General features: G+C 71.4%; 9 protein-coding genes. 3 read left to right on the forward strand and 6 right to left on the reverse strand.

Annotation, left to right across the window (positions count from 1 at the left end; genetic code table 11):
* Positions 1–311: 311 nt before the first annotated feature.
* The 4 genes from WBK31_RS20445 to WBK31_RS20460 all read right to left on the reverse strand — a co-directional run bounded on the left by WBK31_RS20445 (position 312) and on the right by WBK31_RS20460 (position 6,923).
* Positions 312–1,475 carry an acyl-CoA dehydrogenase family protein gene (locus WBK31_RS20445; protein WP_364053927.1) on the reverse strand — a complete coding sequence of 388 codons (1,164 nt, stop codon included), beginning with the start codon at positions 1,473–1,475 and terminating at the stop codon, positions 312–314.
* A 13-nt stretch (positions 1,476–1,488) separates the two neighbouring features.
* Positions 1,489–2,001: a MaoC family dehydratase gene (locus WBK31_RS20450; RefSeq protein WP_364053930.1), complete on the reverse strand. Its 513-nt coding sequence runs from the start codon at positions 1,999–2,001 to the stop codon at positions 1,489–1,491.
* A gap of 220 nt (positions 2,002–2,221) precedes the next feature.
* Positions 2,222–2,851 (reverse strand): amino acid-binding protein, encoded by a 630-nt coding sequence (locus tag WBK31_RS20455; protein ID WP_364053933.1) that lies wholly within the window; start codon positions 2,849–2,851, stop codon positions 2,222–2,224.
* A 958-nt stretch (positions 2,852–3,809) separates the two neighbouring features.
* Positions 3,810–6,923 (reverse strand): bifunctional cytochrome P450/NADPH--P450 reductase, encoded by a 3,114-nt coding sequence (locus tag WBK31_RS20460; RefSeq protein ID WP_406675424.1) that lies wholly within the window; start codon positions 6,921–6,923, stop codon positions 3,810–3,812.
* Positions 6,924–6,979: 56 nt separating this feature from the next.
* On the opposite strand from WBK31_RS20460, the gene WBK31_RS20465 reads away from it, so the two are divergent.
* The 3 genes from WBK31_RS20465 (at position 6,980) to WBK31_RS20475 (ending at position 9,696) form a co-directional block, all read left to right on the forward strand.
* The gene (locus tag WBK31_RS20465; protein WP_364053939.1) at positions 6,980–7,552 is read left to right on the forward strand and encodes a TetR family transcriptional regulator; all 573 of its coding nucleotides are present in this window, start codon (positions 6,980–6,982) and stop codon (positions 7,550–7,552) included.
* A 69-nt stretch (positions 7,553–7,621) separates the two neighbouring features.
* Positions 7,622–8,782: a thiolase family protein gene (locus tag WBK31_RS20470; RefSeq protein WP_378788027.1), complete on the forward strand. Its 1,161-nt coding sequence runs from the start codon at positions 7,622–7,624 to the stop codon at positions 8,780–8,782.
* Positions 8,779–9,696, forward strand: coding sequence for an SDR family oxidoreductase (locus tag WBK31_RS20475; RefSeq protein WP_406675425.1), 918 nt, complete (start codon positions 8,779–8,781; stop codon positions 9,694–9,696). The genes WBK31_RS20470 and WBK31_RS20475 overlap by 4 nt, the downstream gene beginning before the upstream one ends.
* 196 nt (positions 9,697–9,892) lie before the next feature.
* Here the strand turns inward: WBK31_RS20475 and WBK31_RS20480 are convergent, their stop codons facing one another.
* Together WBK31_RS20480 and WBK31_RS20485 are read right to left on the reverse strand one after the other, a co-directional pair.
* Positions 9,893–11,179, reverse strand: coding sequence for a right-handed parallel beta-helix repeat-containing protein (locus WBK31_RS20480; protein WP_364053951.1), 1,287 nt, complete (start codon positions 11,177–11,179; stop codon positions 9,893–9,895).
* A gap of 63 nt (positions 11,180–11,242) precedes the next feature.
* Positions 11,243–13,021, reverse strand: a complete 1,779-nt coding sequence (locus WBK31_RS20485; protein WP_364053954.1) for a glycoside hydrolase family 13 protein — start codon at positions 13,019–13,021, stop codon at positions 11,243–11,245.

Here is a 13,021-nt window from a genome sequence, read left to right on the forward strand (position 1 = left end):
CGCGGAGGACGGGCGAACAACCCCTCAAGAACGCCCCCACCTGACGGTTGTGCCGCCGCACCTCCACCTGACGGCTGTGCCGCCGCGCCTCCATGCCGCGGGGCCTGATGGCGTGAACGAACCCGGCGAGAACCGCCCCTGTCCCCCGCCGGCGCCCCGCATGCCCGTGCCCGTGGCCGTGTCCGTTCCCATGCCCGTGACCAGGCGCCGGGGCGGGATGTGGCCGGTCGGACGTGGTCTTCCTCGCTCCCCCGCGGCGTGCTCCCGGCCAGCATGAGCAGCGGCGTCGAGCGGCCCGGGGAGCGGCGGGGTCACCAGCCGACCTTGCCCTTGCCCGAGATGAGCGCGCGGGCGATGACCATGCGCTGTACGTCGTTGGTGCCCTCGCCGATCGCCATCAGCGGCGCGTCCCGGTAGAGCCGCTCGACCACGTACTCCTGCGAGTACCCGTACCCGCCGTGGATGCGCATCGACTCCAGCGACGCCTTCAGCGCCACCTCCGACGCGAAGTACTTGGCCATGCCGGCCTCCATGTCCACCCGGCGGCCGCCGTCGGCCTGGGAGGCGGCCCAGTATGTGAGCAGCCGCGCGGCCTGGATCTCCGTGGCCATGTCGGCGAGCTTGAGCTGGATGGCCTGGAAGTCGGAGATGGGCTGGCCGAAGGCGGTGCGCTGGCGGGAGTAGGCGAGCGCGGCGTCGTACGCGGCCTGGGCGACGCCGACGGCGCGGGCGGCGATGTTGATACGGCCGATCTCCAGCCCGCCCAGCACCTGCTGCATGCCGCGTCCCTCGACGCCGCCGAGCAGGCACGAGACGGGCACACGCACCTCGTCGAGTACGACCTCGCAGGTCTCGGTGCCCTTGTAGCCGAGCTTGGGCAGGTCGCGGCTGACGCTGAAGCCCTTCAGGTCGGGGTCGACGAGCAGCACCGACATGCCCTTGTGCGCGGGCTCCTCGATCGAGGTCTTGACCAGGACGGGCAGCGGGTCGGCGTGGCGGGCGTTGGTGATCCAGGTCTTGGTGCCGGTGACGACGTAGTGGTCGCCGTCGCGTACCGCGCGGGTCTGGATGCCCTGCAGGTCGGTGCCGGCGCCGGGCTCGGTCAGCGCGATGGCGGTGCGCCGTGCGCCGGTGGCGAGGTCGGGCAGGTGGCGGCGCTTCTGCTCGTCGGTGCCGTGGCGGGCGATCATCCAGCAGGCCAGCGAGTGGGAGCCGATGGTGCCGGCCACGCCCATCCACCCGCGCGCGATCTCCTCGAAGACGAGTGCGAACGTGACCATGTCGGCCCCGAGACCGCCGTACTCCTCGGGCACCGACAGTCCGAACAGCCCCATCTGCTTCATCTTGTCGATGATCTCGGCCGGGTAGCGCCCGGAGTGCTCCCACTCGATCGCGACCGGCATGATCTCCTTGTCCACGAACGCGCGCAGGGTCTCGCGGAACGCCTTCTGCTCGTCGGTCAGCTCGAAGTCCATGCGGGTCGCCTCCTCAGAGCGGGCCGGTCTTGGCCTGGGGGAAGTAGCCCTTGTCGTGCGGGGCGTCGCGCTTGTACACCATGACCGTGCGGGTCCACGACATGACCTCGTCGCCGTCCTGGTTGAGCCCGCGCGTGTAGGCGGTGACGATCCCCGCGTACGGGCGCGACTTCGACTCCCGCTTGGCGGTCACCTTCGACTCGGCGTAGAGGGTGTCGCCGACGAACACCGGGTGGGTGAGCTTGATGTCGGTCCAGCCCAGGTTCATGATCGCGGTCTGGCTGATGTCGATGACGGACAGGCCGAGCACGATCGCCACGGTCAGCCCCGAGTTCACGATGATCTTCCCGGTGGGGGCCTTGGCGGCGAAGTGGGCGTTGAAGTGGTTCTGGTTCGTGTTCATCGTCAGGAGCGTGAACCAGGTGTTGTCCGCCTCGCTGATCGTGCGGCCCATGGGGTGCTGGTAGACGTCCCCGACGGTGAAGTCCTCGTAGTAGCGGCCGATGGCGGGCTGGTGGACGGTCAAGGGCGGCTCCTCGGCAGCTGTGCACACCGTCGGAACGCCCACGTTAGTGACCAGATCAATGTTCGGTCAATGATCCGCGCCGGGCCGCGCGCATCCCGAGCCATGGTCCGCATCGGGCCGCGCGACGTCCCGAGTCATGGTCCGTATCAGGCCGCGCGCGCCCCGAGTCATGGTCCGCGTTTGACCGCGGGCGTCTCGCGCTGGGCCGCGGGGCCGCCGGTCAGGCGCGGGCGGCCGGCTTTTGCGGGTCGGCGCGAGCGGCCAGCTTCGACACCACGTCCACGATGCGCGACACGCGCTCGACCTCGGCGCGGTGGAAGTGGGGGCCGTCGGACCGCGCCACCACCAGGTGCATCCCGGCGGCGGCGACCGGCAGCAGGAGCAGGCGCAGCTTCTCGGCGTCCATGGTGACCGGCCGCGGCGGCGGCTCCGGCAGCTCGAACGAGGCGGGCGCGGCCAGCGAGGCGTGCCGTACGACGCCGTCGGCCACCGCCAGCGACCACTCGGCCCCGCACAGCCCGGGCAGCGCGTCCACGAGCGTGGCGAAACCCCTGGCGGGCTCGCTGGCGACGTGCATGAGCAGGTCGTAGTCAGGGGCCGAGCCGGGCACCTCCTTGGTCGGCCACACCCCCTCGACCCGTACGCCGGGCAGGGCGGAGAGCCGCTCGCGCGCCTCGGAGGCGGTCACCGGCGCCGGCCAGGAGACGGTGAAGTCGTCCACCGCCCGCCCGGCCTCGCGTTCGAGCACGGTGACCTGCAGGATGTCGGCACCCAGGGTGCCCAGCGCCTTGGCCACCTGGCCGAGACCGCCGGGCCTGTCGGGCAGCGACACCCTCAGACGCAGCAGCATGTCCGCCCCCTTTCCGCAGAGGCTCTCACATTGCCGTGGAAAGGTTTCGAGCATGTTCCACGGATATGTCGTACATGCTGCGGTTATTTCCAACATTGCTGTGTTAAGTCCGGATTGTCGATAAAGGGAGCGTCCGCCAAGACGCATCACCCGACAAAGCACAGCTCACCGCGACACAAGCCCGCCACACGCAGCACGCCACGCACGAGCCCGCCACCCGCACCACACAGGCTCGCCACCCGCACCACACAGGTTCGCCATGCGCCGCACGCAGGCTGACCACGCGCAGCCCTCCGCTCGCCACACGGCAACCCACCGCCACAGACCACCAGGCACAGCCCGCCGACGCATTCCCGTCGCTCGCCGGCACCTAATCCCGCCGCCACAGCCCGCCAGGCGCAGCGTGCCGGTCGCCGCACCTAAGCCAGCCAAGCAGGCCTGCCGCGCGTACCTCGCACTGGCAGCCCGCCGCGCCCAAGCGCACCGCGCTTTGCACGGCGAGCTTTGTGCGGCGCGCCCTGGACAGTGGGCTTATGCACGGCGAGCCTGTACTTGGCGGGGGTTGCACACGGCGATCGCGCACGTCGCGGGGGTCGCACACGGCGATCCCGTACGGTGCAGGGGGTGCGCACGGCGATCCCGCGCGTCGCGGACGTAGCACACGGCGATCCCGCGTACGGCGCCCCTGTACAGGGCGGGGGTCGTGTGCGGCGCCCTGGGCGGGGGCGGGGGTTGTGTACGGCGCACCTGGGTGGGGCAGAGGGTGCGTGCGGCGGGCCTGGACGGCCGGCTTGCACGGGTGACGCCGCACAAGGCGACGCTTACACGGACTGCGCTGCACAAGGCGGCGCTGCACAAGGCGGCGCTGCACAAGGCGGCGCTGCACACGGGGGCGCTGGCACGGCGGACCTGGCACGGCGGCGCCGCGCACAGACGTGCCGCGCGGAGCGGGTCGGCGTCAGGCGAAGACATCCTGCTGATAGCGGCCCTGGGCCTCCAGCTCCGCCAGCCAGGCAGTGCCGTCCTCGCCGGTCTTGTCCCGGTGGATGTCGAGCAGGGCCTGCCGGACCGCCGGGGCCATGCGCAGGCCGTCGCCGCAGACGTACACGTGGGCTCCCTGCTCCAGCAGCTCCCACACCTCGTCGGCGTGCGCCGCCACGGCGTCCTGGACGAACCGGTACGGATGCCCGGCGACCGCCGAGTACGCCCGGTGCACGTTCACCTCGTCGGCCCGCTCCCAGGCGGCCAGCTCGTCACCGTACAGCAGGTCGTGCTCGGGGTGCCGGCAGCCGGTGAAGACCTCGGCGCGCCCGCGGGCCCCGGTGAGCGCCCGCTCCTCCAGGAAGCCGCGCAGCGGCGCGAACCCGGTGCCGGGGCCGACGAGGATGACCGGCGTGGCGGGGTCGGCGGGCAGGCGGAAGGGCGGCGCGGGCACACGTACGTAGCCGTAGAAGACGTCGCCCTCCTTCAGCCCGGCCAGGTACGCCGAGCACATGCCCTGGTAGGTGCCGTTGCCGGACCAGGCGGGGCCCTCGACGAGGCCGACGGTGAGCCGGACGAGACCAGGGTCGGCGAGCGGTGAGGAGGAGACGGAGTAGTAGCGCGGCTTGATGGGCCCGGCCATCTCCAGGAACACCGGCAGCGGCAGCTCGATGGCGGGGAAGCGGTCGAGCAGCGCGAGCGGCGAGATGCGCTTGGCGAGGATCTCGTCGGCGTAGGAGGAGGTGAGCTCGGCGAGCTGCCGCTTGGTCCACGGGCACTCGGTGTGCGCGGCGAGCGCCTCCAGGCCGGACCTCGTGGCGACCTCCTGCAGCTCGGCGAACTCGGTCAGCAGCAGCCCGGCGGTGACCGGCGTGCCGACGGGCAGGTGGGTGGCGCCGTCGGCGTGCAGCCGGACGACCTGCTCGCGCGGCACCCGCAGGCAGCGCAGCGCCCACTCGACCAGCTCGGGGTCGTTCTTGGCGAAGACCGCGATGTGGTCGCCCGCCGTGTAGGTGACGCCTTCGGGCAGCCTGGCCACGATGGAGCGCACACCGGGGCGCGGCGCCTCGACGGAGAAGTCCCACAGCCCTTCGGGGTCGCCGGTCAGCTCCTCGTTGGCGACCACCGTGAACGGCACGGCGCGTTCCGACACCACCGACGGCCTGACCTCGGTCTCGGGGAGCACCTCCATCCGGTAGCGAGGCCCTGCGCCGCCCGCGTCGGCGGCGTACTCCTCGGCGAGGGCCGCCCACAGGCGGGCGGTCCAGGCGGTGACGTCGCCGTCGAAGTCGCCGTCGGTGTCGGCCTCGCCCCGCTCGACGATCGGCACGGCCCCGGCGGCGGTGAGCTTGTCGTACGCGCGCCGCGGGAAGTCCTGGTACGTCGGCCACTGCGTGTTGCCGCAGCCCAGCACGGCCAGGCGCACCCCCGACAGGTCGGGCAGGCTCTCCAGGGCGTCGAAGCCCTGGGCGTTGTCGGGCGCCTTGCCGTTGTAGGAGGAGGCGACCACGATCAGCAGGCCTTCGCTCGGCGGGGTGAGTTCGTCGAGCGTGGTGAGGGTGACCGCGAAGCCGGCCCGCCCGGCCCGCTCGGCCAGCCGCTCGGCGATGTCGGCGCTGGTGCCGAGGTTGGAGCCGTAGGCGACGGTGAGCGGCACCCCGGTCACCGTGACGTCCTGCTGCTCGCTCTCCTGCGCGGTCGGCTCGGCGGGCACGGCGCGCTCGTGCGGCCGTCGTTCGCGGACCCGCAGCGTGAAGCCGTCGGGCTTGAAGGTGAGCGTCTGCTTGAGCTTCATCCGGTACGCGGAGGGGTCGGACAGCGCGAAGCGGCGCAGGATCATCGCGAGCGCGAGCCGGGCCTCGGTGAGCGCGAACTGGCGGCCGATGCAGGCGCGCTCGCCGTTGCCGAACGGCTTGTACGCGGCGGGGTGGTGGTGCTTTCTGTTCTCCGGCAGCCAGCGGTCGATGTCGAACTCGTCGGGCCGCTCCCACGCCTTGGGGTGGCGGTGCAGCAGCGGCAGCAGCACGCCGACGCCCTGGCCCTCGGGGATGAGGTAGTCGCCGATCGTGGTCTCGCGGATGGCGCTGACGTTGAAGAGCGGGATGGGCGACCAGAACCGCAGCGTCTCCTCCAGGACGCGGGGGATGACGTCCAGCTTCATGATCGTCTCGTACGTGGGCGGCTCGTCGCCGGGCAGCAGCCGATCCACCTCGTCGTAGGCGCGGGCCAGGGTGTGCGGCTCGCGCAGCAGGTTGTACAGGGCGAACGAGAGCAGCCCGCTGGTGGTCTCGTGGCCGGCGATGAGGAAGGTGAGCACCTGGTTGCGGATGTTCTCGTCCGACAGCCGGGCGCCGGTCTGCGGGTCGGCGGCCTCCATCATGAGCCCGAGCAGGTCCTTGGCGGACTCGCCGCCGCCCTCCGCCCTGCGCTGCTTGATCACGTCGTCCACCAGCGACTGCATGGTGGCGATGTCGCGCCGGTAGGAGCGCTCGTGCGACTTCTTGAGCCTGGTCACGATCGGGAGCTGCTGGTTGCGCAGCATCGCCTCGGTCAGCGCGCCGCCCATCGCGGTCAGGAACGGGTGCAGCTCGGGCGAGTCGAAGGAGCGGAAGCGGTAGCCGAAGCCGGTGAGCGAGATCGTGTCGAGGGTGAGCCTGGTCGTGTCGTCGGTGACCCGCAGGTCCTGCCCCTGGCGGGCGGCCCACGAGGCGACGAGCTGCTCGGCGATCTCCAGCATCTGCGGGTAGTACGCCTTCATCGAGCGCTGGCTGAAGGCGGGCATGAGGATGCGGTGGGCGTGGCCCCAGACCGGCTCGTCGGAGTCGGCGGTGAACAGCCCGTCGCCGCCGAAGTCGCGCACGATCGTCAGCGGCGGCCTGATGCGCTTGACGAAGCGGCTCTCGTCGCACACCTCGGCCACGAGGTCGGGGTCGTAGACCATCACGATCCGGCGGCCGGCGACCTCGAACTGGACGATGCCCTCGTCGTACTGCGAGGCCACCTTCATGAAGTGCTCGACCGGGGCGTGCGAGGGGATCTGCAAGGTGTTGCCGACGATCGGCAGGCCCTTAGGGGCGGGAATCCGCGCCATGGGTTTGCTCCCTTCCATTAGCCATACACCGTATGGCTGACGCTACCATACGGCGTATGGCTGTGAGCGCGCGCAGAGGCACACCCCTGACCATCGAAGAGATCTGCACCACGGCACTGCGCCTGGTGGAAGAGGGCGGCGTGGAGGCGCTGTCCATGCGCAAGCTGGCGGCCGAGCTACGAGTCAACCCGATGTCGCTCTACCACCACGTGGAGAACAAAGAGGCGCTGATCAAGATCCTCTGCACCACCGCCGACCAGCGCATCAAGCTGCCCGCCGACGACGGCTCACCCTGGCAGGACCAGCTCAGGCGGCTCGCGATCGCCTATCACGAGCACACCCGCACCCACTCGAATCTGTGGGCCTACCTCCACCAGCACCCCGAGATCATCTCCGACCGCAAGCACGCGCTCTGGCAGGCGCTCTACCGCATCCTGCGCCTTGCCGGAGTGCCGGAGTCCGAGCTGCGGCGCACCAGCGACGTGCTGCACGCGTTCGTCACGGGCTTCGTCATGGCCGAGACGCAGGGCCACCTGCCCGACGACCCCGAGGAGATCGAGCGCGACTTCGACACCGCGATCCGGCTGATCATCCACGGCCTGGCGAATTTCTCCTCGCCGACCTCGTAGGAGTTGCGTTGGATTTTCCAACTCACTTATGGTGGGTTGGAAAATCCAACCTACGAGGAAGGGTCCGCGATGCGTGACGCCGTCATCGTGCAGGCCGTACGCACCCCCATCGGCAAGGGAAAACCCGGCGGCGCCCTGTCCGGCGTGCACCCGGTCGATCTGCTCGCCCACGCGCTGAAAGCGCTCGTCGAGCGCAGCGGCATCGACCCGTCCGAGGTGGACGACGTCATCGGCGGCTGCGTCGACCAGGTGGCCGAGCAGGCCATGAACACCACCCGCTACGCCTGGCTGGCGGCCGGCTTCCCCGACTCCGTGCCGGCCGTCACCGTGGACCGGCAGTGCGGCTCGTCGCAGCAGGCCGTGCACTTCGCCGCCCAGGGCGTCATGTCGGGCGCGTACGACCTGGTCATCGCGTGCGGCGTGGAGTCGATGAGCCGCGTGCCCATGTGGTCGAACGTGCCGCCGGGCACCGACCCGTTCGGGCCCGGCCTGGCCGCCCGCTACCCCGACGGCCTGGTGCCGCAGGGCATCAGCGCCGAGCTGATCGCCGCCAAGTGGTCGCTCAGCCGCGAGCGGCTCGACGCGTTCTCCGCGCAGTCGCACGCCAAGGCCGCCGCGGCCGACTTCAGCGCCGAGATGGCGCCGCTCGCCGGGCTCGACAGGGACGAGTCGGTACGTCCGACCACAACGCCCGAGATCCTCGCCGGGCTCAAGCCGGCCTTCGCCGACCCCGGCTACGCCGAGCGGTTCCCCCAGATCGACTGGTCGGTCACCGCCGGCAACTCCAGCCCCATCAACGACGGCGCCGCGGCGGTGCTGATCACCACGTCGGAGACCGCGGCCCGCCTCGGCCTGCGGCCCCTGGCCAGGCTGCACAGCTTCGCCGTCACCGGCTCCGACCCGCTGCTCATGCTCACCGGCGTGATCCCGGCCACCGAGAAGGTGCTGCGCAAAGCCGGGCTGAGCCTCGCCGACATCGACCTCTTCGAGGTCAACGAGGCGTTCGCCAGCGTCGTGCTGGCCTGGCAGCAGGAGACCGGAGCCGACCCGGGCAAGGTGAACGTCAAGGGCGGCGCCATCGCCCTCGGTCACCCTCTGGGCGCCAGCGGCGCCCGCATCACCACCACCCTCGTCCACGCCCTGCACGAGCGTGGCGCCCGTTACGGCCTGCAGACCATGTGCGAGGCCGGCGGCCTGGCCAACGCCCTCATCCTGGAGCGAATCTCGTGAAGATCACCGACAGCGTCGCGCTCGTCACCGGCGCCAACCGCGGCCTCGGGGCCGCCTTCGCCCGCGCCCTCCTCGAGCGCGGCGCGGCGAAGGTCTACGCCGCCGCCAGAGACCCCGAGACGATCACCGACCCGGCACTCACCCCGATCGCGCTCGACGTGACCGACCCGGCCGCCGTGGCCGCAGCCGCCGAGCAGTGCGGTGACGTCACCCTGCTGATCAACAACGCGGGGATCTCGCGCGGCCCCGCGGCCGACCTGGACGGTGCCAGGGCCGAAATGGAGGTGAACTACTTCGGCACGCTGGCCATGAGCCGCGCCTTCGCGCCCGTCCTGGGCCGCAACGGCGGCGGCGCGCTGGTGAACATCCTGTCGGTGCTGTCGTGGATCACCTTCCCCCGCGTCACCACGTACGCGGCGTCGAAGGCGGCGGCCTGGTCGCTGACCAACGCGCTGCGGCTCGAACTGCTCGAACAGGGCACGCAGGTGGTGGGCGTGCACGCCGGCGACATCGACACCGACATGGTCGCCGGCCTCACCGAGCCGAAGATCTCCCCGAGACGGCGGTCGCGGCGGCGCTGGACGGGCTGGAGTCGGGGGCGTACGAGGTGCTGGCCGACGACGTCAGCAAGCAGGCCAGGTCCGGTCTGTCCGCCGGCCTCGACGTGCTCTATCCGGCCCTCGCCGAGTAAGCCGAGCAGGAAAGCGGCGGTCGCCGCTCTGAGTGGCCCGCGGCGTCGCAGGCGGCGGGCCGTTTCAGGCCGGCGGGCGGCGCCGCGGGCACCGGTTGCAGGTCAGCCGGCGGCGTCCCAGACCGCTTCGAACGCCTCAGGGGTGATCTCGGCCAGCTCCCAGATCTCCAGCGGCTGGTCGGCGAGGAACCCCTGGTCGTCCTGGAGGCGGCGCCACCAGTAGCGGCGGGCGGCCCGGTCGGCGCCCACCTCCACCTGGCGTACGGCCCAGTGCTCGCCGTCGCCTTCGACGCTCTCGAAGAGCCAGGCCCGCCCGCCGGCGTCCCCCAGGTGCCAGTAGCGCCTGGGGGCGTCGGACTCGGCGAGCCTGCGCACCAGCTCCCGGCGCGCCGCGAGGTGCTCGGAATCCAGCATCGCGTTCAGTGCTGGTAGGCACCCGCGTCGGGCGCGGACGTGAGGAGCTTGCCGGCGGCGTCCTTGCGGATCGCCTTGCCGCCGTACCATTTGGAGCTCAGCTTCACGCCACGGCCGATCGCCGGGGAGCCGGGACGCAGCCGCAGGTCCGTGCGGGAGACGAACTGCGGATCGGCCATCACCGTCTTCGGCCCCGGCTTGAACCTGGCCGTACGCCCCTTGTAGACGCCGCCGGCTTCGTCGGCGCCCTTGCCGTCGGCGAAGCCGGCCTCGCCGCCGACGTGGATCACGTTGTTGCGCAGCTTCAGGATCGACGGCGAGCACCCGTCGTGGCAGGACCAGCCGATGGTGTCACGAGCCGGCAGGTAGACGGAGTTGTGCACCGCGATCGTGCCCTTGACCGGGCCGACGATGTGACGCGGGCCTCGGGTGATGAGGAACGAGCCGCGGCTGCGCTTGGAGGTGACCACGTTGAAGGCGAACACGTTGCCGGTCGCGGTCTTGCCCTTCTTCGCGCCGAGCTCGGTGAACGTGTCGTTGTCGCGGGCGATGTTGTGGGTGACGACGTTGCGGTCGCCGTTGAAGATCTCGACGGCGGCGCCGTCGGTGCCGTAGTCCTTGCTCTTGGCGTAGCTGCCGGTGATGGTGTTGCCGGTCACGAGGTTGTCGTCGCCGTTGAGCAGCACGCCGAACGCGCCCGAGTCGTTGTCGCCGCCCGAGTCGTTGACGCTCATCCGGTTGTTGTCGGTCAGCACGCTGTCGCGGATGGTGTTGTGCGAGCCGGACGGCGCGACCATCACACCGGCGATGTTGCGGTCGGCCTTCACCCCGGACAGCTCGATGCGGCGGCCGTCGAGCCGGAAGCCGGCCCAGCGGCAGCCGGAGGCGCGCAGCCCGCTGATGCGCCAGTAGTCGCCCTTGACGATCACGCAGTCGTCCTCGGTGCCGCCGATCTTGGCGAGCGGGCCCTTTCCGTAGGCGCGCACGACGATGGGCTTGGCGGCGGTGCCGTCGGCCTCAAGGGTGAGCGGGCCGGTGAAGGTGCTGCCGCGCTTGACGGCGATCGTGTCGCCCGGCTTGAGCTCGGCGGCGTTGACGTTCGCCAGCGTCTTCCACGCGGTGCGCTCGCTCGTGCCGTCGGCGGAGTCGTCACCGGCACGGGAGTCGACGTAATAGGTGGTGCCCGCCTTCGCGCTCGCGGTCGATGGCGCGGACCGCGTGGACTCCGTCGCGGCGGCGGCAGGAACGGCGGGCAGGAGCGAAGCAATGACGGCTACAGACACCAACCTCATACGTGGCACACCACTATCGAGATGAGAAGGTACGGAGAATCAACGGGTGCCACCGTAGCGTGATCAACGTCTCAGGCGCCACATACTCACCAAAGGTCCGTCGCCTGGTATGACGTCTGCGTCGGCCGCCTGGTACAGGCCGGTGGCGTGCTCGCCGAGCGGGATCGGCGCGCCGGGCGCCCGACGCGCGCACACCACGATCGTCTCCTCGTACGTCTCCCGCGCGAACACCAGGCAGTCGGCGTCGGCGTGCAGCCAGCGCAGGCCGCCGTGCCGCAGGGCGGGCTCGGCCCTGCGCAGGCCGAAGAGCTCGCGGTAGCCGGCCAGCGTCGCGAGGTCCTGGTCGGCCGGGCGGTTCCAGGGCATGGGGGTGCGCGAGTGCTCGCCGTTGACGCCGGTCAGGCCGAACTCGCTGCCCGCGAAGATCATCGGCGTGCCGGGCAGCGTGGCCTGCAGGCCGGCCGCGACGAGGTGGCGCTCGCGCGAGCCGGTCACGGTGCGCACGCGGGGCGAGTCGTGGGAGTCGAGCAGCTGCCAGGAGTGCACGTACGAGCGCCACGACATGTGGGCGGCGAACTGCCGGAACGTGGCCACCGTGGCGGGGCCGTCGCGCTCGGGGATGCCGCCCGGCGTGCCGAGGAAGTGCTCCAGGTCCACCTGGGGGCCGCGCAGGAAGGCCCAGACGGGGCGGGTGAAGCCGCCGTAGTTCATGGTGCCGTGCCAGCCGCCGCGGTCGAGGTCGGCCGATGCGTCGTGGTTGTGCTCGGCGATGAGCGCGGCGTCGGGGCCGACCTCGGCGCGCAGCATGGCGGCGACCTCGTGCGCGTAGTCGTCGGCGGCCAGGCGGCCGGTCATGTTGGCGACGTCCACCCGCCAGCCGTCGAGCGGGCCGAGCCAGCGCTTCAGCACCGCGGTCATGCGCTCGCGCACCAGCTCGCTGCCCCAGTTGAACTTGGGCAGCGACTTGAAGCCCCACCAGGACTCGTAGTCGCCGGTCGCGGAGTCGAAGTAGAACATCTCCCGCTCGGGGGCGTGCACGTCGGAGACGGCGGTGGTGAACCACTCGTGGGCGTCGCCGCAGTGGTTGGTGGTGATGTCGCCGATGAGCCGCATGCCGCGCGCGTGCAGCGCGTCCGACAGCCGGTGCAGCGCGGCGTCGCCGCCGAGCAGCGGGTCGACGTGCTCGAAGGTCGAGGCGTCGTAGCGGTGGTTGGAGCGGGCGGGGAAGAACGGCGTGAGGTAGACGGTGTCGGCGCCGAGTGCGCTCACGTGGTCGAGCCTGCGGGTGATGCCGTCGAGGTCGCCGCCGTAGAACTGGGTGGAGGTGCCGGGGCCGCTGGGGATGACGGGGTCGCGGTCCCAGTCGCGGGGCAGCGCCCACGCCGGCGTCTCGGGCATGGGGCCCGAGCGGTCGAACCGGTCGGGGAAGATCTGGTAGACGATCGCGTCGGCCAGCCACGACGGCGGCGGCTCGTGGCAGATGAGCCGGAAGTCGGTGGCGTCGGTGACGTCGTGCGCGGCCAGGCCCGCCGCGGTCAGCCACCGCTGCCCGGCGCGGGTGCGCAGCAGGAAGCGGTAGCGGGTGACGGGGTTGACCGCGGTGATCTCGGCCCGCCACCACACGTCGGTCCTGCCGTAGCCGCCCGCGCCCTGGCGTGTCTCGTCGACGCGGGCTTCGGCGTAGCGGGGCTCGCCGTCGTGCACGGCGCGCACGTGCACGCCGGTCACCCCGGCGGCCAGCGGGGCGCGCAGCCAGAGCGTGACCCGCGCGCCCAGCTCGGGCCGCTGGTCGGAGACGTACAGGGCGGAGCCGTCGTGATGAGGTTCCCCGAGGTAACGCAC

Origin of the sequence: Nonomuraea sp. N2-4H (genome assembly GCF_045291505.1) — a bacterium.
GTDB lineage: Bacteria > Actinomycetota > Actinomycetes > Streptosporangiales > Streptosporangiaceae > Nonomuraea > Nonomuraea fastidiosa.